The organism is Mycobacterium zoologicum (assembly GCF_020181635.2).
Taxonomy (GTDB): Bacteria; Actinomycetota; Actinomycetes; order Mycobacteriales; family Mycobacteriaceae; genus Mycobacterium; species Mycobacterium zoologicum.
Genome location: NZ_JAYJJS010000002.1, coordinates 44,610 through 64,833, shown reverse-complemented (window position 1 = coordinate 64,833; position 20,224 = coordinate 44,610). Strand labels below are relative to the sequence as shown.

The following is a 20,224-nucleotide window of genomic DNA, read 5'->3' as shown; positions in this document are numbered from 1 at the left end:
GGGTATGAAGGCATTTCTCGGCAGCGAAGCGGTCGCTGAAGGCGTGGTATCCCGACATCGGCTGGGACGGTACCGACGCATCTACCCCGACGTCTACCTACCCGATGACCGGCCCGCGTCTTCGCTGCGCGACCGGATCGACGGGGCCTGGCTGTGGTCGCATCGCCGCGGCGTTATCGCCGGTGTTGCGGCGTCCGCACGGCACGGCGCGCGCTGGGTCGATGATGACGTGGTGATCGAGATGTTGCTGTGTAATGGCCGGCCACCGAGCGGAGTAATGACGCGCAACGAGACGTTCGCCGATGACGAGGTGACTGTTGTCCGGGGAATCCGGGTCACCACGCCTGCCCGCACCGCTTTCGATTTGGGCCGCCACCTGCCGCGCGGGCAGGCGCTGGCGCGGATGGATGCGTTGATGCGGGCGACGCCATTCGCAGTCGAGCGTGTCCGCATGCTGGCGGATCGGTACCCGGGCGCCAGAGGACTGTGCCAGCTTCGGGAATTACTGCCACTGGTCGACGGCGGTGCGGCATCCCTGAAGAAGAGCTGGTTGCGACTGTTGCTTATTGATGCGGGGTTCCCGGTCCCGACGACGCAGATCCCGGTGCACATCAACTATCACCTGTTCGCCATGCTCGATATGGGGTGGGAAGAGTTCGGCGTCGCCGCGGAGTACGACGGGGACCAGCACCGTACCGATCGTCGTGAGTACGTCCGTGGTGAACGCCGCGAGCGCAAGCTGCCTCAATTGGGCTGGCTCAAGATCAAGGTGATCGCCGAGGATCGGTCCGACGACGTGATCGCGCGGGTCTATGGCGCGCTGAGGTCCCGTGGATGGCGGGGCACTCTCACGCCGAGATTGCACTCACGCAGGTGATTTCGCGACTTTTCCTGCATGGTTGCAATCTCGGGCAGTAGCGGAAACCGCTACCGGCGGGCGGCCGCGTTGGCAGCGTCCTGAGCCCGGCGCAGCGTGGTGGCCACATCGGTACGGCCCAGGAACATTTCGTCGAAATAGGGTTTGATGGCCTGGTTGCCGGCCGGAAAACCTTCGCCGCCGCCCGGGGCGGGGATGCGCGGTCCGGCGAGCACCGCGAAGAACGGGGTGACGTCGATCCCGCGGTGCGTCCAGTAGTCGAAGTAGACCCGCTGCGCGCTGAGCACCGCCGGGATCGCCGCCCCGCGCCGGCCCAGGTATTGGTTGCCCTCGCGGCTGCCGAGCCAGGCCAAGACTTCCCGCACCGCTTCGGGATGGGTTGAGGCGGCGTTGCCGACGGCGGCGATCCCGTTGGTGACGCTGACCCGGCTCCCGAGCGGCCCGTAGGGCAGCATCGCCACCCCCCACTCGAATGCCGCCTGATCGGCGACCGCCGCCAGGTTGTAGGTGCCGGACTGGAACAGGGCCATCTTCCCGGCCAGGAACTGGTTGCGGGAGAAGTCGCCGTTGGTGTTGGTGTCGGCGGCCGGCGGTGCCACGTGGTCGTCGTTGATCAACGCGACCAGATAGCTGAACGCCTCGACCGCGGCAGGGTTGGCGAAGGCGAATTCGTCGCCGCGCTGGAATACCCCGCCGGCCGAGCCGAGGTAGTTCAGGTAGATGCCCTGCGGATCGTTGGCGGCGTTGTAGCCCCACTGCCGGATACGACGCTCGTCGAAACCCGGTGTGCCCGCGGCGCGCCCGGCGGAATCGCGGGTGAGCTTGGCCAACAGCGGGCGCAGGGTGTCGGTTCCGGCATGCGGATCCCAGCGCAGCGCGGCCAGCGCAGCGGGTTTCACGCCGGCCGCGGCCAGCAGGTCGGCGTTGTAGTACACGGCGATACCGGCGTCAGTCAGCTGCGGCACCCCCCACAGCGTTCCGCCCCGGGTGAACTGGTTGACCACCGACGGCTCCCAGTCCGCACCCGCGGCGTCGATCGCCATCAGGCGGCCGTTGTCGGCGTAGCCGGCCAGATAGGCATTGGACAGCCAGAAGATGTCGTCGGCGCCGCCGCCGGCCACATCGGTGCGCAACGTGTCGAAGTACGTCGCGTAGGCGACCACGTTGGCGCGCACCTCGATGTCGGGGTGCGCGAGGTTGAACGCGGCGAACGACTCGCGGTAGGCAGCCGCGACTTGTTCGTCCCACAGCCGCACCGTCACCACGGTCTTGGCGCCGGCCGAGCGGGTCGAGGCGTTGTCCAGCAGCACCGCCGCGGCACCGCACAACGTGGCCAACGCGACCACCGCCGCGGCGAACAGGGTGGAGAACCTCGGCCGGCTCATTTGATCCCCGTGACAACGATCGACTGCACGATCCGGCGCTGGAACACCATGAACAACACGATCAGCGGAATCATCGCCACCGCGGTCGCCGCCATCACCAGCGTCCACTGCGCGTTGTAGCGGGACTGCAGGGCGGCCGTGGCCACGGTGAGCACGCGCCACTTGTCGCCGCTGGTGATCACCAGCGGCCACATGAAGTTGTTCCAATGCGAAACCACGGTGATCAACCCGAGCGTCACCAGGATCGGCCGGCTGGCCGGCACCATCACGTGCACGATCACGTCCAGGGTGTTCGCGCCGTCGAGGCGCGCGGCGTTGATCAGATCATCCGGAACGGCGCGAAAATGCTGACGCAGCAAGAAGATCGCATACGGGGAGCCGAAGATGAACGGCAACACCAACGCCCAGAACGTGTTCCGCAGTCCCAGCTGCGCCATCATCAGATACAGCGGCACCACCGTCACGGTGGCCGGCACCATCAGGGTGGCCACGTACACCCAGAACAACTTGTCGCGGCCCGGGAAGTCCAGCCGCGCGAACGCATACGCCGCCAGCACCGAAAATGTCAGCTGGCCCAGCACGATCACCGCCGTCATCAGCGTGGTGACCGCAGCCGCCCGGCCGAACCCGGCACCGCCCAGATCGCCGTAGTTGGCCAGCGTCGGCGGATTCGGCCAGGCCAGCGGGGTTCCGGTGGCGAATTGGCGTGCCGGGGTGAACGACGTCAACAGCCCGAGCCCGAAGGGCGCCAGGGTGATCAGCGCGCCGAGAGTCAGCAGCGCGTAGACCGCCGCGACGCGAACTTGCTTGTGCGGATTGAGTAAGTCCCTGATCAGCATGACGTGGGTTGGCTCACCGGAGCTGTTGGTAGGCGTAGGCGGCGGCCTGAGTGCGGTTGTGGACGCCGAGTTTGGCCATGATGGCGCAGACGTGGGTGTTGGCAGTTTTGATGCTGATGCACAGGGCGGTGGCGATTGCAGCGTCGCTGTGTCCGGCAGCGAGGAGTTCGAGGACGTCGCGTTGACGCTTGGTGAGGCCGTGTGGGTCAGCGCTGGTGTCTTTGCGCCGGCGGTCGGGATCGCGATCGCTCAGGTGGGCCAGGCGTTGCTGGGCGCGGCGGGCCGCGGTGCGGGCGCCGAGCCGGCGAAAGGTACTCAGCGCGGCCTCGGCGGCGTCGATGTCGCCGCCGAGTTGAGCGACGGCGGCATCGTAGGAGCAGCCACGGACGACCCATTCCCGGGCGGCCGTGCACCAGTCCCCGCTGATTTCGCATTCGTAGGGGGTGACGGCGATGACGTCAATACCCGATCGGCCTCCGGCCAGATGAGCCCAGCGCCGCAGGGAACCCCCCAGCCACGCGTACGCGGTGCCGGACACCGTGAGGACTTCGGCCACGGAGCGGCGGGCCGCCTCGTCGTCGCCGGCCAGCCAGGCGGCCTCGGCTCGCGCTGCGCACACTGGCAGGCGCAGCAGGCTGCCCGTCGCACACTCGAGGGCCTCATCGAGTAGTGGCCAAACGGGTTCCTCGCCACGTCGTGCCCGGACCAAGGCGACGGTGATCAACGGCGCGACCCGGTGCTGGGGAGGGAGTCCGGGCCGGGTAAGGATCTGCTCGGCCGCCAGCACGGCAGGCGACCAGTCGCCGCGAGACAGGGCGGTCAGCGCCTGCAGTCCCGCCACCAGAGTCCGGAACGTGCCAAGGTCACGTCGGTCAAGGAAGGCCGCTACTTCGGCGAGGTAACGCTCCGCGCGACCGAATTCGCCGCGAACAACCGAGAACATGCCGATGAGGACGCCCAAAATTCCGCCGTGCTCCTCAAGCCCAGGGGTTGCGGCCGCTTCTCCCCACACCGCCTCGTATTCGTCCCACCCGGTGTCGCTGCAGAACACGGTGGTGAGCGACGCGTATCCGCGGGCGCGGATCACCACGGCAGGGTCCCGGAATTGGATGCCGAGGGTTTTCGCGCGAGCGGCATACCGGGCACAGGCGGGGTCCAAGGCAAGGGCGGCGATGTGCGCCATGTTGATCAGCGACCAGGCCAACTGGGGGGACGGGCCAACATCTTCGAGCAACCGCAATGCCGCGTGTGCCGCCCGCATAGCCTCGGTAGGGCGTCCCAGCGGCTGCAGGTGATGTGGCTCGAACGGCAGGCATTCAGCGAGGCATTCGCCCAGCGCGCCCGCGGCGCTCGGCGATATCGACTCGAGCAGGGCGGGCTGCGGCCGCGGTCCGCAGGCCGCGGACGCTTGCGCGGTCTCGCCCCCGGCCGCGGTGTCGCGTTCGAGCAGACCGTCCACCAGGCCCCCCTCCCGCCTCGGGTCCACGCATCCCGGAGCAAATATCGGGTAATTACCTGATGCGCCGAGGTCTTCCCGCCTAGCACACTCCCAGTGAGCGTGGTGGGCGGTCTGCCACGGGCATCAGCACACTGCCATCGGATCAGGATGCGGAATTAAGCGTAGCCCGCCAGCCCCCGCCCGCGCCCACCAAACAGCGCGAAATCAGGCACCTGACCACCACCAGCAAGGGAGTACGGATGAAGCGTTCAGTAACGGTTGTCGCAGCAGCGGCAGCAATCGCGGTCGTAGGTCTGTCCGGATGCTCCAGCGACAAGAAGGCGGAAAGCACCCCCGCATCTTCGTCGAGTGCGTCCAGCGCGTCGGTGACCACCGGGGGCGCTGCCGCAAACACAAGAGTCACCATCGATGGCAAAGACCAGAACGTCAGCGGCACGACCGTGTGTACGACGATGGCCGGTGACGTCAACATCGCGATAGGTGGAGCGGCCACCGGCATCGCCGCAGTGCTCACCGACGCCAACCCCCCGGAGGTGAAGTCGGTCGGGCTGGGCAACGTCAACGGTGTGACGCTGGCTTACACCGCGGGTACCGGCCAGGGCAACGCTGAGGCGACCAAGGACGGCAACGGATACAAGATCACCGGTACCGCGACCGGGATCGATACGGCCAACCCGATGCAGCCGGTGAACAAGCCCTTCGAAATTGACGTGACTTGCTCATAGCCCGGTAGGCCTGTTGTAACCCGTTGCGCCAGTCGGGCCGCTTTCAACGATGGACCCGGACCGCTCAGCCAGGAGCACCATGCCAACACCGGCGCTCAGCGTGCCACGGCAGATGCTGCGGCGCCGGCCGGTGCGCGGTGCACCGGTCGCCGACGGGAGCTCAAACCACCTGAGACGTCGTCTCGGCGGTTTTCAGCTCACCATGTTCGGTGTCGGCGCGACGGTCGGCGCGGGTATTTTCTTCGTCTTTCCGGAGGCGGTACCGCAAGCCGGCCCGGCAGTGGTCGTCTCGTTCGTCATGGCCGGGGCCGCAGCGGGTCTGGCCGCGATGTGCTACGCCGAGTTGGCCTCGGCGGTGCCAATATCGGGGTCGGCCTACTCATACGCCTACGCCACCCTCGGCGAATTCGTGGCCGTGGTTGTCGGGGCATGCCTGCTGCTCGAATACGGGGTGTCCACCGCCGCGGTGTCAGTCGGGTGGAGTCAGTACCTGAGCAAGTTGTCGCTCAATGTCTTCGGAGTATCGGTACCGCAGGCTATTTCATCGGCACCATGGGAGTCTGACGGCGGCGTGGTCAACCTGCCGGCCATCATCTTGGTGGCAATTTGTGCGGCGTTGTTGATCGGCGGCACCAGTGAATCAGCCAAAGTCAATGCCGTAATGGTGGTGATCAAGCTCGGTGTGCTGCTGATGTTCGCGGTGATCGCGTCAACTGCGTTCAGGGCGGACCGCTTCAGTGACTTCACGCCTTTCGGATTCTCGGGAATCAGCTGGGCAGCGGGCACGATCTTCTTCTCCTACGTCGGTCTTGACGCGGTATCCACCGCCGGCGAGGAGGTTAAAGACCCGCAACACACGATCCCGCGGGCAATCATGGCGGCACTCTTGATAGTGACCGGTGTCTATGTGGTTGTCGCGGTGGCCGCGATGGGCAGCCAGCCCTGGCAAAACTTCGAGGGCCAGAACGCGGGGCTGGCCGTGATCGTGGACAACATCACCGGAAATCGGGTAGGCAGCACGGTGTTGGTCGCAGGCGCCGTGATTTCGATCTTCTCAGTCACTTTGGTGACGATGTACGGCCAGACTCGCATCCTTTTCGCGATGGGTCGGGACGGTCTGCTGCCGGCGACGTTGGCCAAGGTCAACTCGCGTACCGGGACACCGGTAACCAATACCGTGATTGTCGCGGTTGTGGTGGCGATCCTCGCCGGTCTGGTACCGCTCCAGCGTCTGGCCGAAATGGTCTCCATCGGCGCCTTGACCGCGTTCATCGTTGTGTCGGTGGCTGTGGTGGTGCTGCGGGTCCGGGAACCGGATTTGCCTCGCGGATTCAAGGTTCCCGGCTATCCGATCACGCCGGTCTTGTCGGCGGCGGCGTGTGGATGGATTCTGTACAGCCTGCATTGGTACACCTGGATTGCGTTCACCGGCTGGGTAGCTGTCGCGTTGACCTTCTACCTGGTGTGGGGTCGCCGTCACAGCGCACTCAATGGTGGCCAGAACGGCGGCACGGCAATGGCGCAGGCTCACGTGAGGTCATAGCTGACCCGCCGCCCGAACGAGAACTGCTGAACCACCGTGACACCGACCAGCACCGCGAACAACACCAGCGCCATCACCGCGGCCCGACCGATCGCCGCCGCGCCGAACGCCTCGTCGTAGATGCGGTGCGCGATCAGGTCGGTGCGGCCCGCCGGCCCGCCGCCGGTCAGGGCATACACGGTGTCGAACACCTGCGCCGCGCTGACGACCCCGGTGACCAGCACGAAGAACATGGTGGGCCGCAGCATCGGCAACGTGATTCGCCAGAACCGCTGCCAGCCGCTCGCCCCGTCGATGCGCGCCGCGGACAGCACCTGGGTGGGAATGGCCAGGATTCCGGCCAGGAAGAACAGGGCGACGTAGCCGACGTTGGTCCACACCACCACCGCCGAGGTCACCGGCAGCGCCAGTCCCTCATCGGTCAGCCATTCGATCCGATGCCCCAAAACGGTGCTCACCGCGCCGTCGGTGGGGCTCAGAATCCAGCGCCACAGCACCGCGATCGCCAGCGGCGCGCAGATCCACGGCAGCACGTACACGGTGCGGAACGCGCCGTTGCCGGGCAGCTCGCGAGCCAGCAGCATCGCCACCCCCAGCCCCAGCGCGGTCTGGACCGGGACGACGAACGCCACGAAAAGCACCGTCACCACAAGCGAATTGCCGAACACCGGGTCGGTCAGCACCGATCGCCAGTTGTCGGCGCCCACATAGCTGATCGGTCCCAGCAGATCCCAGCGGTGCAGACTCAGCCACACCACCACAAACATCGGCAGCAGCAGGAACGCCACTACCCCGAACAGGCTGGGCGCGAGCAGTGCGTAGCCGAGCGCGGTAGAGCGGCGCTGCGGCGTGCGCGGCGGGTCTGCCATGCAGGTATTAAAGCCGCTCGTTACCGTGGACCGGTGACAGCGAACCGGGGGGTCGATGCCGAATTTATGGCGCTGCCCCGCCACGAACTGGCCGATGCCGCCCTGTCGGCGGCCAAAGCGGCGGGCGCCGAGCACGCCGACCTGCGGATTCACCGGATCGCCACCGAGATCGTCCGGCTGCGCGACGGCGAGTTGGAGACCGCGGTGGTCAACCGTGAACTCGGCCTGGCAGTGCGGGTGATCGTCGACGGCACCTGGGGCTTCGCCTCGCATGCCGAACTGGCCCCGGGTGTCGCCGCCGACACCGCACGCCGGGCGGTGCAGGTGGCCACGACGCTGGCCGCCCTCAACGCCGAACGCGTCGAGCTGGCCGCCGAGCCGGTGTACCGCGACGTCAGCTGGGTGTCGGACTATGCGATCGACCCGTTCGACGTGCCCACGGCCGACAAGATCGACGTACTGGAGGACTACTCGGGCCGGCTGCTCGCAGCCGATGGGGTGAACCACGTGACGGCAGCGCTGACCGCGGTCAAGGAGCAGACCTTCTACGCCGACACGTTCGGGTCGTCGATCACCCAGCAGCGGGTGCGGTTGATGCCGGTCTGCGATGCGGTCACCGTCGGTCCGGACGGCTTCGACTCGATGCGCACACTGGCGCCGCCGACCGCGCGCGGCTGGGAGGCGGTGGCCGGTGACGACGTGTGGGACTGGTCGAGTGAGCTGGCTCAGCTGCCGGTGCTGCTCGCCGAGAAGATGAAAGCGCCCAGCGTGACCCCCGGGACGACCGATCTGGTGATCGACCCGACCAACCTGTGGTTGACCATCCACGAATCCATTGGGCATGCAACCGAATACGACCGGGCCATCGGCTATGAGGCGGCCTACGCCGGCACATCGTTCGCCACTCCGGACAAACTCGGCACGTTGCGCTACGGGTCGCCGGTGATGAACGTGACCGCCGACCGCACCGTGCGGCACGGGCTGGCCAGCGTCGGCTACGACGACGAGGGGGTGGCAGCGCAGAGCTGGGATCTGGTGCGCGACGGGAGATTCACCGGCTACCAACTGGATCGGGTATTCGCGCCGCGGCTCGGACAATCCCGTTCCAACGGGTGCTCGTATGCCGACTCGCCGCATCACGTCCCGATCCAGCGGATGGCCAACGTGTCGCTGCAACCGGGTCCTGCGGATCTGTCCACCGCCGACCTGATCGCCAGGGTGGACGACGGCATCTACATCGTCGGTGACCGATCGTGGTCGATCGACATGCAGCGCTACAACTTTCAGTTCACTGGGCAGCGGTTCTTCAAGATCCGCAACGGCCGGCTCGACGGGCAGCTGCGCGATGTGGCCTATCAGGCCACCACCACCGACTTCTGGAACGCGATGGAGGCCGTCGGCGGTGCCTCGACGTGGCGGCTGGGCGGGGCGTTCAACTGCGGCAAGGCCCAGCCCGGTCAGGTGGCCGCGGTCAGCCACGGCTGCCCATCAGCACTGTTCCGGGGGATCAACGTGCTCAACACGCGCAGCGAGGGGGGCCGATGATTCGGGCGCAACAGGTCATCGACACCGCGCTGGCGGCGAGCCGGCGGGCAGCCGGCGATAACACGGCGACCATCGTGCTGGTCACCGATAAGGCCGAGGCTTCGCTGCGCTGGGCAGGCAACTCGATGACCACCAACGGGGTGTCGAGCAACCGGACCACCACGGTGATCACGATCGCCCGCGACGATGAGGGGGCCCGGGTCGGCTCGTTGTGCTCGGCGGAGGTGGACCCGGCACTGATTCCCGACCTGGTGGCGGCCTCCGCGGAGGCCGCTGCGGGCGCGCCGGAAGCCCGCGACGCCGCCGAGCTGGTAGCCGGCACCGACGTGCCGGACGACTGGGATGCCGACGTGCCGGGCACCGGCGCCGACGTGTTCGCCGATCTGGCCGGGTCGTTGAGCCGTGGCTTCCGCGGCGCCGACCAGCTGTACGGCTTCGCCCGCCACGAGGTGGCCACGACCTTCGTGGCCTCCTCGACCGGCCTGCGGCGGCGTTTCACCCAGCCCACCGGGACGGTCGAGATCAACGCCAAACGCGACGGTGCCAGTGCCTGGGCCGGCGTCAGCACCCCGGACTTCGTTGACGTGCGAGGCGATTCGCTGCTGGAGCAGCTGTCGACGAGATTGGGGTGGGCGGCGCGCACCGTCGACCTGCCTGCCGGGCGGTACGAGACGTTGATGCCGCCGTCGACGGTGGCCGACATGATGATCTACCTGGGCTGGACGATGAGCGGCCGCGGCGCCCAGGAGGGCCGCACCGCGCTGTCGGCGCCCGGCGGCGGCACCCGGGTGGGGGAGCGGCTCACCGAGCTGCCACTGACCCTGTACTCCGACCCGCACGCGTTCGAACTCGAGTGCGCGCCGTTCGTGGCGACCGGCACCTCCTCGGAGACGGCGTCGGTGTTCGACAACGGCCTGGACATCGGTTGCATGGACTGGATCCGCGGCGGGGTGATCAACGCGCTTGCCTACCCGCGGGCCGCCGCCGCGGAGTTCGGTGCCCCGGTTGCCCTGCCCGCCGACAATCTGTTGATGACGGGCGGTTCGGCCAGCATGGACGAGATGATCGCCTCGACCGAGCGCGGGCTGCTGCTGACCACGCTGTGGTACATCCGCGAGGTCGACCCGACCACGCTGCTGCTGACCGGGCTGACCCGCGACGGTGTCTACCTGGTCGAGGACGGTCAGGTGAGCGCGGCGGTCAACAACTTCCGGTTCAACGAGAGCCCACTGGACCTGTTGCGCCGGGCCAGTCAGGCCGGTATCGCCGAGCCGACGCTGCCGCGGGAGTGGGGTGATTGGGCGACCCGGGCGGTGATGCCCTCGCTCCGCATCCCCGACTTCAACATGTCGTCGGTCAGTCAGGCGCAGTGAGTTCGTCGAACCGCGCGAGCGCGGCGGCAAGGTCTGACGCGTCGAACAGTTCAGAACGATTGACCAGGGTGCCGTCGACGGTCAGTATGTTGATATCTCGCCACTCGGCATCGAATCCTCCTTGCGAAATGCCCTGCGCCACATGGGTGACAACCGCACCGACATCGCTGAGCCGATGCACCGCTGCGATGTAGATCCTGGTGTCAGGCGAGTCATCCCAGGCGGCCTCGATGTACGGGATCATGTCACCGGAGGCGAAAGCAGCCCCGCTACGGTGGTCAATGCTCACCCAGTCCGGCGTTGTCGCGGCGAGATCGCGCCGATTGAACCCGTCATACGCGCCGGTGATCAGCGACCACGTCTGCGCGTGCGCGGCAGCTTCGCCGGCGAGGTAATGGGTATCGAGTTCGGCGAGGGCGGCATCGATGTCGTCGGGGTCGAAGCTCACGGTGTGCTGCATCAGGCCGGCGCTGTCGACTTCCATGAGATGAAGCAGCTCGACGGCGATCGTTCCATTGGGATCACCCACGTCGCGATAACTGTCGCGGGTCAGCGAGAGCCGAGAGCCGCGGACGGCGATGGGCTCGATCTCCAACCGCCAGGTGCTCGGGACCGTCTTCAACGTGGCGTCGATGACCTTCCTCCGCTCAGGGCCGTCGAGGATGGATTGCAGGCCTTTGCGGCGGTCCTCGTAATGCCCATCGTCGTTGGCACGGGCGAAGATCGCGTCCCCGTCGCGGCGGTTGAACGCTTCGGCAATGAGGACGCAGTTGCGGGTGGCTGCGTTCTCCAGCGCCGGCCTCGATCGACTGAGCTCATCGAAACGGGCGAGCGCGGCATCGACGTCGGTTTCGTCGAAGATCTCTACGCGGCAGAGCAACTCGCCGTCGACCGTGCCCAGGATGATTTCTCGCCATTGGGCCTCGAAGCCCTGTTGCGAGGTGCCATGCGCGGCTGCGGTGAGGACGACTCCGAGGCTGCTCAGCCGATGCACGACGGCGATGCAGACTTTGAAGTCCCGGGTGTCATCCCACAAGTCGTTCATGTAGGCGGCCATGTCGCCGGTCGCGAATGCTGCTCCGCGTCGGTGGTCGATGTTGACCCAGTCTGGTGTCAGCTCGGGTAGTTCATGTCTGTTGATCGCGACGAAGGCCTCGGTGACGACCGACCAGGTGTGCGCGTAGGCCGCCGCTTCCCCGGCGACGTAACGGCTGTCGAGTTCCTCGAAGGCGGAGTCCATGTCATCGACATCGAACGCCAGTTGCGCTGTGATCCGATCGTTGGCGTCGACCTCGGCGAGGATGAGCATGTCGCTGCTGAACTGTCCGTATTGCAGATTTCGGTTCGGTGAGCAGACGTGAGTGAGGGCGAGACGCTCACCGCGGGTCGCGACGACGCTCAACGGCATGGGTGCCGCGTCGGCCAGGGCGCGCAGGTTTTCGGTCACGGCATCGCGACCGCTCCAGAACCCGGAACTCGTCACGTGACGGCGATCGTCGACGACGGAATCTTCGGTCAGGGTTTCGGCCAGATCCGTCCAGGCGCCGGCTCGGAAGTGCGCAAGGCTTCTGTCATGTACCCGGCTTGCGGTGTTCTCCAGCTGTTTTGGCTGCGGATGCAGTTCCGTGAATCGCGTGAGGGCGTCGTCGAGGTCGGCCTCGTCGAACAGTTCGCAGCGGGTGATCTGGTTGCCCTCGACAATAAGAACTTGAATCATGCGCCACTCGACATCGGTGCCTTCGAGCGAGGTCCCGTGCGAGTAGGTGGGTGATGACCGCCCCGATATCGCTGAGGCGATGCACCGCTTCGATCTGGATCCTGAACTTCGGGGTGAGATCCCAGAAGGAGCGGATTGCCGCGGCCAGCTCACTGGACGTGAACGGCGTGCCTCGACGGTGGTCGACATTGACCCAGTCCACCGCGGGCATTTCATACCGGTTGAATGTGGCGTAGGTATCTGTGATCACCGACCAGGTGTGTGCGTGGGCGGCAGCTTCGCCGGCGAGGTAGCGGGCGTCGAGTTCGGCGATGGCGGCGTCGAAGTCATCGGGCTCGAACGCGACGTGCGCCGTTAACCGCTTGTCGGCATCGATCTCGATCACGTTGAGAAGGTCGGTGTGAAACGCCTCGTAGCCCTCAGTTCGGGTGCGGTTTAGGGCCAGCCGCGTACCACGGGTAGCCATGACATCTGAGGTGATTGTCTTGATGACCTCGATGAGCCCCGAGACTTCGGCGATCACGGCATCGGCGCCGCGTCGGAGGCCGGCATTGACCACCCGGCGACGGTCCGCGGTCGAAACGTTGTCGGCCAGCATGTCGGTTATGGCGCGCCAGTCGCGTTCCGCGAAGCGCACTTTGAACCGCTCGTACATCTGGCTTGCCGCGTTCTCCAGTCGTCGCGGCTGGGGGTGCAGTTCCTCGAACCTGGCGAGCGCGGCATCGACGTCTGATTCGTCGAACAGTTCGCAGCGGGTGACCCGGTCGCCTTCGACTACAAGAACTTGAATCATGCGCCACTCGACATCGGTGCCTTCGAGCGAGGTCCCGTGCGAGTAATGAGTGATGACCGCCCCCAAGTCGCTGAGTCGATGCACCGTTTCGATCTGAATCCTGAACTGCGGAGTGAGATCCCAGAAGGAGCGGAGGGCTGCGGCCAGGTCGCTGGACGCGAACGGCGAACCGTGACGGTGGTCGACGTTGATCCAGTCCACCGCGGGCAATTCATACCGATTGAATGAAGCACAGATGTCTGTGATCACCGACCAGGTGTGTGCGTGGGCGGCAGCTTCGCCGGCGAGGTAGCGGGCGTCGAGTTCCGAGAACGCAGCATCGATCTCGTCGAGATCGAGCATGACCGCCGACTCGATCCGCTGGTGGGCGTCGAGCTCTACGAGACCGAGCACGTCGGTGCGGAATGCCTCGGGTCGCTGGTCATGGCCCGAGAAACGGTAACAACTCAGCACGAGGCGCTCTCCGCGGGTGGCTATGGGCGTGGAGGTTACGTTCTGAACGCCGACATCCGCGGTCGCCCGCCAGTCGGCGATGACGACATCTCTACCGCACCGTGCGCCGACGCCCACCAGCGGACGACGATCGTCGGTGGACGAGTCGTCGGCCAACAGCTCGGCTATCGTGTCCCAGTCGCGGGTGGCGAAGGATGCCCCGAATCGCGCCTCAGCGCGGCTTGCCGCGTTTTCCAGCCGCGGCACGGCTCGACTGAGCTCGTCAAACCGGGTTAACGCGGCGTGGAGGTCCGCCTCGTCGAACATCTCGCAGCGGGTGAGAAGCTCGCCGTCGACAATGAAGATGACGGTTATGCGCCAGGCAGCGTCGAAGCCCTCTTGCGAGGTCCCGCTCGCCGCATGAGTGACGACCGCACCTACGTCGGTCAGCTGATGAACGGCCTCAACGTAGATGTGATTAGCCGCCATGTCGCTGAGTGCGGCACCGAGGTATGCCTTCAGGTCGCCAGCCCCGACCGCTGCAAAGCGCCGGTGGTCGATGTCCACGAAATCGGGTGTGGTCGGTGGTATTTCGTGCCGATTGACCATGCCGTATGCCCGAGTGATAACCGACCATGTGTGCGCATAGGCCGCCGCTTCGCCGGCGAGGTAGCGCGCGTCAAGCTCTTCGATGGCGGCGGTGATGTCATCGGCATCGAAACTGACGCGGGCCACTCCCCGGCCGTCGGCGCCTACCTCGACCACATCGAGAAAATCGGTGATGAATGCCTCGTAGCCCTCAGTCCGAGCACGACTCAGGACGAGGCGATCGCCGCGGGTCGCAATGGCTTCTGATGTGAAGGTCTTGACGAAATCGACGAGCCCCGAGTATTCGGCCATCACGGCATCCGGGCCCTGTCGGAGGCCGGCATTAACTGTCCGGCGGCGGTCCTCGGTCGAAACGTTGTCGGCCATCATGTCGGCTATGGCGCGCCAGTCGCGGGCCGCGAAGCACACCTTGAATCGGTCATACAGTCGGCTGGCAGCATTCTCGAGACGACGCGTCTGCGAGTCCAGTTCTTCGAACCTTGCGAGGGCTGTGTCGAGGTCTGCCTCGTCGAACATCTCGCAGCGGCTAACCATGTCCCCGTCAACCATCGTAATGGCGATCTCACGCCACTCTGCATCGAATCCTTCGCGCGAAACACCCTGCGCCGTATAGCTGCAGACCGCTCCGAGATCGCTCAGCCGGTGTACAACCTCGACGTAGATCCCGATAGTCTGATCGAGGTCCCACCCGGCACGGATGTACTCAGGCAACTCGCCGGGCGCGAACGCCGTCACCCGACGATGGTCAATCGTCACGCAATCGGGCGTCAACGCCGGAAACTCGTGCCGGCTGACTGATGCGTAGACTCCGGTGATCGCCAACCATGTGCGCGCGTGCGCCGCCGCTTCGCCGGCGACGTAGCGCGCATCGAGTTCCGCGATGGCGGCGTCGAAGTCGTCGACGTCGAACACGACGGCCGCCGTAACCCGCCCTTCCGAGTCGATCTCGATGACGTTGAGGGCATCGTTCTGCACCGTCGCGGGGTCAGGGCCGGACGCCCGGACGCGGGTGAGGACGAGGCGTTCGCCGCGGGTCGCCACGATGCCCAACAGGATCATCCCGAAGCCGACGTCGGCGGTAGCCAGCAACTCCTTCATCCCGGCATCTCGACCGCGCCGGATCCCGATATTGACCATCCGTCGGCGATCTTCGAGGACATAGTTGTCGGCTGCTGCTTGCGCGATGGCGTCCCAGTCACGGGCCGCGAACCGTGGGTAAAACCGCTCGATCACCAGCGCGGCCTTGTTCCAAGCGCGTGGCCCGGATGCGCGGTCGGCCTCGAATCGTGCATGCAGTGCATCGAGTTCGGCGATCGCGGCGTCCATGTCTTCGACGTCGAACCAGATCTGATGCGTGATCCGCCCCTGGTCGTCGACGTCGTACAGCTGGAGCAGTTCGTCCCGCGGTGCCCCGGGACTGGTATCGGCAGTGCCCACGGTCACTCGAGCCAGAGCGAGGCGCTCGCCTCGCACGGCGACAACGATGGCGCTGGCCCGCATGGCCCCCGCCTCGAGGTCCTGCCGCGTCTGATGCATCACCTCGGCCGCTGAGAATTCTGTCGGCTTGAAGCCGACGACCTTCCGGCGACTCTCGATGGAGCCCTGGGGTGCATACAGCTGCTCGAAGGCGTCCCAGTCCCCGCGATCGACAGCGGCCATGACGCGTTGACTCGCTCGGACAGCTGCGTTTTCCAGCTGCGCTTGCGCGCGTTCTCCCTCGAACCCGGCATGCAGCGCTTCGAGTTCGGTGATCGCCGGGTCCATGTCCTCGAGGTCGAACCACACCTGCAACGTGACCCGGCCGGCCTTGTCGATGCCATAAAGGATGAGGAACTCATCCTGTGGTGACCCAGGGCCCACGTCGGCAGTTCCTATCATCAATCGAGCGAGCGCCACACGCTCACCTCGAATGGCAAGAACCACTTGGCTGACCCGCATGGGGACGGACTCGAGAATTCGCCGGATCACATGCGGCGACTCACCCGCCGGAACGTCGATCGGTCCAAAGCCGACGATCTTCCGGCGGCTCTCAAAGGTGCCGTCTGGCGCGAACAGCTGCTCCACTTCGTCCCAGGCCTCACGATTAATAACGGCGATGACGTGTTCTCCTGCTCGCACGCATGCGTTGTCCAGCCCGGCGGCCGGCGCATCCGCTGGGGGCGGTTCGGCAGGCGTGACCTGCTCGCCAAGAACCAGCCGCGCCATGTCGGCAAGTGCGCCAGCGCCTTTCCGCTCATACAGGCCCAAGGACTGCTCGGCGGCGGCGCGCGCCCCGGCGGCGTCGCCGGCCGCCCTCAACACCGTTGCCAGCGCCAGACACGCGTCGCCGTGATCGACCAAGAGGTCGGTGCGCTCGGCCAGGCCGACCGCGGATTGAGCCATCCGCCGGGCCTCGTCGTGCTCGCCGCGACGAGCCAACAGCAGTGCCCGAAGCGTGCGCCAGGAGATCGACGCCTTCAGTGCGTGGCCGGCGAGTCGCTCACTTTCCGAACACAACTCCGCAGCCTCGGCGTCCCGGTCGAGCGCAAGGCACGCCCGGCCCAGCAGCGCGGCGGTCTCGGCGGTGTCGGCGTCCAGGCCCATGCGGCGAAAACCGTGGTAGGCCTTACGTAAATGCGGCTCCGCAGCGCCGGGATCGTCGGCCACCAGCTCGACCATCCCGGCGAACTGCTCAACCTCGAGAAGTGCGTGGCGCAGGCCGAGTTCGGTGATGGTGCGACGGGCCGAGTCGATCATCCGTCGGGCCGCCTCGGTACGGCCGCGAAATGCCTCCAATAGGGCCTGGCACCGTGTCGATGTCGCCTCGACCGCAGGCGAATCCGTCGTGATGCGCAGCAGCCGCACCACATCCAGGCAGCGTCCGCCCGCTCGCGGAACCGGATTGGGGCCCCACAACGCGGCCAGCGGCGCGTTGGCCAGCACGGCGTTGACCCGGCGGTGCTCACCTGCGCGTCGAGCGGCTGTGAGAGCGTCGTCCAAGGCATCTTCGCAGTCGCCTATCCGCCCGAGGCGGGCAAGACACCCGGCACGCACGGTGTGTGCCTTGGCCTCTCCCGACGCATCGGCGATCTCGGCGAGCCTGACGGCGGCCTGCCCAACGGCGACCTCGACGTCGTCCAACCGTTCGGGGTGAATCAGCATCGACAGCTGGCCGTCGAAGCAGGTGGCCCATGCCGCCAACCGATCCGAATCGATTGTTGCCACTTGCAATTGCGCGACCGCACCGGCAGCCGAAGCCACATCGCCCGCGGCCAACAGTGCCTCGCAGCGGGCGATCAGTAGCTCAGCGGCCTGCTCGCCGCGGTCGGGCAATTCCTCGTCGATCTCGTCCAAGGCGTGCAGCGCGTGGTCGTACAGGTCGGCGGCACCCTCGTAGGCGAGGCGGGCCATCGCCTGGTCCGCGGCACGCCGGCAGTATTCAACAGCCTTGGCAGCGTTGCCCGCCCAAGCGCACTCGAAGTAGTGATACGCCAGTTCGGCGAGCAACTCGTCGTCTGCGCCGAGTTCGGCCTCCAGTGTTGTGGCGATGCGCTGGTGCAACCGCATGCGACGCACCGACGGCAGTTCGGCCAGCAGCGACTGACGGACGATCGCGTGGTTGAAACGGTAGCGCCCCCCGGACTCTTCGATGAGGATGCCGGCTTTTCCTGCCTGGTCGAACGCATCGACGAGGTCTTGATCCACCACCCGCTCGACGAGTTCCAGAGCGAAGCGGCTGCCCACCACCGCGGCCGCGGCAAGGGCCTTGTTCGTCTCCGCCGGAAGCCGAGAAAGCCGGCGGCTCACCGCTTCCCGAACACCCTGCGGTAGGGTGCTCGGATCCCACACGCCGCCGCTTTCGGCGACATGGCGCAGTGCCTCGATCAGGAAGAACGGATTGCCGCCGGTGACCGACGCCAACGCGTGGGCGAGCTCTTCGTCATCGTGCCCGGCCTCGGTGACATAGGCGGTCACGTCATCCTCGTCGAGGCCACTCAACTGAAGGCGGTCGGCGGTGCCGTCCCGGTGAAGGTCGGCGAGCATCGCCGCCAGCGGGTGGGAGCGGTCGAGGTCGGTGCTGCGGTACGTCGCGACCACCTGTAGGCGGGTGTGGTCACCGAAGCGCAGCAGATGCCGCAACAGCAGCAGCGTGGGTTTGGCCGCCCAGTGCAGGTCATCGAGAATCAGGACGACCGGTGCATTCGCGGAGGCCAGTTCCAACAGTGCGACGGCGGCGTCGAACAGTGCGTAGCGTTCGGTGTCGGGGTCCGCCCGCGGTGGCGTCACCAGATCGGGCAGCACATCTGCCAGCCCGGGGACCAGGGAAAGCAGTGCTTCGAGACCCCGCAGCCCCCGCAGTCGTTTGGGTTCGACGCATGGCACCAGCGAGCGCAGGGCTTCGGCGAACGGCTGATAGGGCGCACCGAGGTCCTCGTCGGATCGGCCGTACAACACGACGGCGCCGTACTCGTACGCCTGTCGAGACCATTCACCTGCCAAGCGCGTCTTCCCGATACCCGGTTCACCGGCGATCAGCACGGCGTGAATGCCGTCGGTGAGCGTGGTCTGCCACGCCGACGCGAGTCGCTCCAGCTCGCGGCTGCGTCCCACGAACGGCCCGGGTTCATGCGGCGGTCCCAGCTTCGCCTCTCCTCCGTCGAGCCTCGCTGAACCGCCGGGGCCGGTCAGTATCGCGGGAAGGTCGGGCCGCTGCAGCGGAGCATCGCTGGTCTCCTCGGGTCGCTCGGCGGCCTCCAGCCGGAGCTCGAAGACGTGTTCCGGGCGCGGCAGGTTACGAAGCTGGCGCATCCCGAGGTCGGCGAGCATGACGTCGTCAGGCAGTGCGTCGATGACGAGTTCGGCGGTCGCGCCGGAGCACAGGATCTGGCCGCCGACGGCCAGCGAGCGCAGCCGGGCGGCACGGTTGACCGCGCGGCCGAAGTAGTCGCCGTCGCGCAGCTCCACCTCGCCGGTGTGCAATGCGATCCGGATACGCATGGGCTCTCGCAGGGCCCAGGGCTCGTGAAGGATGGCATCTTGCAGTTCCAGCGCGGCGGCGGCCGCCGCTGATGGCCGTTCGAAGACCGAGAACGTGGCGTCGCCCTCGCCGCGCGTCTTGATCAGCCGGCCGCCGCGGGACGTGACGACTTGTTCGGCGAGCTCGTCGTGGCGGGCCAGCGCAATCGCCATCGCGTTCGCATCGGCCTCCCACGCGGCAGTCGAGCCCTCGATGTCGGTGAGCAGAAAGGTCACGGCGCGCGTCACCGGCGAAGGGTGCTGTCCCACCGGGTATTCCAGCGCCGTGTCCTGGGCGACGATCGCGGCCTCGAGGCGCCGGAGTTCCGGGCCGGGGTCGACCCCGAGTTCATCGGCGAGCAGCGAGCGTGCCCGCTGATAGGCACCCAGCGCCTCACCCTGCCGGCCGGCGCGATAGAGGGCGAGCATCAGCTGGCCCCATCGCCTCTCTCGCAGCGGCGCGTCGCCCACCGCGGCCTCGAGCTCGCCGATGAGTTCGGCGGCCCGGCCGGTCGCGAGCAGCGCATCGGCACGGTCCTCGACCATCGCGGCGTGGCCTTCGAGCCAGCGGGTCTTCTCGGACAGTCCTCGGCGCGAATCGGGCAGTTCGGGGGTTCCGCGCCAGAGCGCCAACGCCTCGTCGAAGCTGGCCACCGCCTGGGGGATGTCGCCGCGGGCCACGGCATCCCGGCCCGTCTTGGTGGCGAGTTTGTAACGCGATGCATCGACCTCGGTCGTGCTGAGGATCCAGCCCATTCCCTCGGTGATGACGAAGCCGTCACCCAGTGCCCGGCGCAATGCGGAAATGTGCGTCTGCAGGGCCTTGACGGCGGTACGCGGCGCATCGTCGCCCCACAGCAGATCGATCAGACTCTCGGCCGACACGACGGAGCCGCCGTGTAGGCCGAGCATCGTGAGGATCGCACGCGGTTTGGCGCCCGTGATTGTCACCGGGGCGCCGTCCCGCCGGGCCTGGAGAGGTCCCAAAACCCCCAGCTCCACGGCTTGAATGGTAGTCACGTGACCAATGGTCGGTGGGGCGATTCAACAGGCGGTCAAGGTC

11 protein-coding genes are annotated in these 20,224 nt (G+C 66.7%); 5 read left to right on the top strand and 6 right to left on the bottom strand.

The window, feature by feature from the left end:
• Positions 1-4: 4 nt before the first annotated feature.
• Positions 5-877 (top strand): type IV toxin-antitoxin system AbiEi family antitoxin, encoded by an 873-nt coding sequence (locus K6T84_RS01845; RefSeq protein ID WP_225399364.1) that lies wholly within the window; start codon positions 5-7, stop codon positions 875-877.
• Positions 878-927: 50 nt separating this feature from the next.
• On the opposite strand, the gene K6T84_RS01840 is transcribed toward K6T84_RS01845, so the two are convergent.
• From K6T84_RS01840 to K6T84_RS01830, 3 genes are read right to left on the bottom strand one after another with little or no spacing between them, the layout of a single operon-like run.
• Positions 928-2,262, bottom strand: a complete 1,335-nt coding sequence (locus K6T84_RS01840) for an ABC transporter substrate-binding protein (protein ID WP_225399365.1) — start codon at positions 2,260-2,262, stop codon at positions 928-930.
• Entirely contained in the window at positions 2,259-3,101 is an 843-nt protein-coding gene (locus K6T84_RS01835; protein ID WP_225399366.1) for a carbohydrate ABC transporter permease, read from the bottom strand. The genes K6T84_RS01840 and K6T84_RS01835 overlap by 4 nt, the downstream gene beginning before the upstream one ends.
• Before the next feature lie 13 nt (positions 3,102-3,114).
• Positions 3,115-4,560 (bottom strand): helix-turn-helix domain-containing protein, encoded by a 1,446-nt coding sequence (locus K6T84_RS01830; protein WP_225399367.1) that lies wholly within the window; start codon positions 4,558-4,560, stop codon positions 3,115-3,117.
• 239 nt (positions 4,561-4,799) lie between these two features.
• Here K6T84_RS01830 and K6T84_RS01825 point away from each other — a divergent pair, with 239 nt between their 5' ends.
• Entirely contained in the window at positions 4,800-5,285 is a 486-nt protein-coding gene (locus K6T84_RS01825; RefSeq protein ID WP_225399368.1) for a lipoprotein LpqH, read from the top strand.
• A gap of 79 nt (positions 5,286-5,364) precedes the next feature.
• A complete protein-coding gene (locus K6T84_RS01820) occupies positions 5,365-6,828 on the top strand; it encodes an amino acid permease (protein WP_225399369.1) in 1,464 nt (487 codons plus the stop codon).
• Here the strand turns inward: K6T84_RS01820 and K6T84_RS01815 are convergent.
• A complete protein-coding gene (locus K6T84_RS01815; RefSeq protein ID WP_225401793.1) occupies positions 6,813-7,697 on the bottom strand; it encodes a carbohydrate ABC transporter permease in 885 nt (294 codons plus the stop codon). The genes K6T84_RS01820 and K6T84_RS01815 overlap by 16 nt on opposite strands.
• A gap of 33 nt (positions 7,698-7,730) precedes the next feature.
• On the opposite strand from K6T84_RS01815, the gene K6T84_RS01810 reads away from it, so the two are divergent.
• The gene (locus K6T84_RS01810; protein WP_225399371.1) at positions 7,731-9,242 is read left to right on the top strand and encodes a TldD/PmbA family protein; all 1,512 of its coding nucleotides are present in this window, start codon (positions 7,731-7,733) and stop codon (positions 9,240-9,242) included.
• Positions 9,239-10,615, top strand: a complete 1,377-nt coding sequence (locus tag K6T84_RS01805) for a metallopeptidase TldD-related protein (protein WP_225399372.1) — start codon at positions 9,239-9,241, stop codon at positions 10,613-10,615. Before K6T84_RS01810 ends, K6T84_RS01805 begins: the two co-directional genes overlap by 4 nt.
• Here K6T84_RS01805 and K6T84_RS01800 read toward each other — a convergent pair.
• Together K6T84_RS01800 and K6T84_RS01795 are read right to left on the bottom strand one after the other, a co-directional pair.
• Complete coding sequence (locus tag K6T84_RS01800) at positions 10,599-11,924, bottom strand: hypothetical protein (RefSeq protein ID WP_329786632.1); 1,326 nt, start codon at positions 11,922-11,924, stop codon at positions 10,599-10,601. The genes K6T84_RS01805 and K6T84_RS01800 overlap by 17 nt on opposite strands.
• Positions 11,925-12,186: 262 nt before the next feature.
• Positions 12,187-20,163, bottom strand: a complete 7,977-nt coding sequence (locus tag K6T84_RS01795; RefSeq protein WP_225401794.1) for an ATP-binding protein — start codon at positions 20,161-20,163, stop codon at positions 12,187-12,189.
• Positions 20,164-20,224 lie beyond the last annotated feature (61 nt).

Coding starts and splice junctions, on each gene's coding strand:
- K6T84_RS01820 (WP_225399369.1), top strand. CDS start 5,365: ATGCCAACACCGGCGCTCAGCGTGCCACGGCAGATGCTGCGGCGCCGG.
- K6T84_RS01845 (WP_225399364.1), top strand. CDS start 5: ATGAAGGCATTTCTCGGCAGCGAAGCGGTCGCTGAAGGCGTGGTATCC.
- K6T84_RS01800 (WP_329786632.1), bottom strand. CDS start 11,924: ATGCTCATCCTCGCCGAGGTCGACGCCAACGATCGGATCACAGCGCAA.
- K6T84_RS01825 (WP_225399368.1), top strand. CDS start 4,800: ATGAAGCGTTCAGTAACGGTTGTCGCAGCAGCGGCAGCAATCGCGGTC.
- K6T84_RS01840 (WP_225399365.1), bottom strand. CDS start 2,262: ATGAGCCGGCCGAGGTTCTCCACCCTGTTCGCCGCGGCGGTGGTCGCG.
- K6T84_RS01815 (WP_225401793.1), bottom strand. CDS start 7,697: ATGGCAGACCCGCCGCGCACGCCGCAGCGCCGCTCTACCGCGCTCGGC.
- K6T84_RS01835 (WP_225399366.1), bottom strand. CDS start 3,101: ATGCTGATCAGGGACTTACTCAATCCGCACAAGCAAGTTCGCGTCGCG.
- K6T84_RS01805 (WP_225399372.1), top strand. CDS start 9,239: ATGATTCGGGCGCAACAGGTCATCGACACCGCGCTGGCGGCGAGCCGG.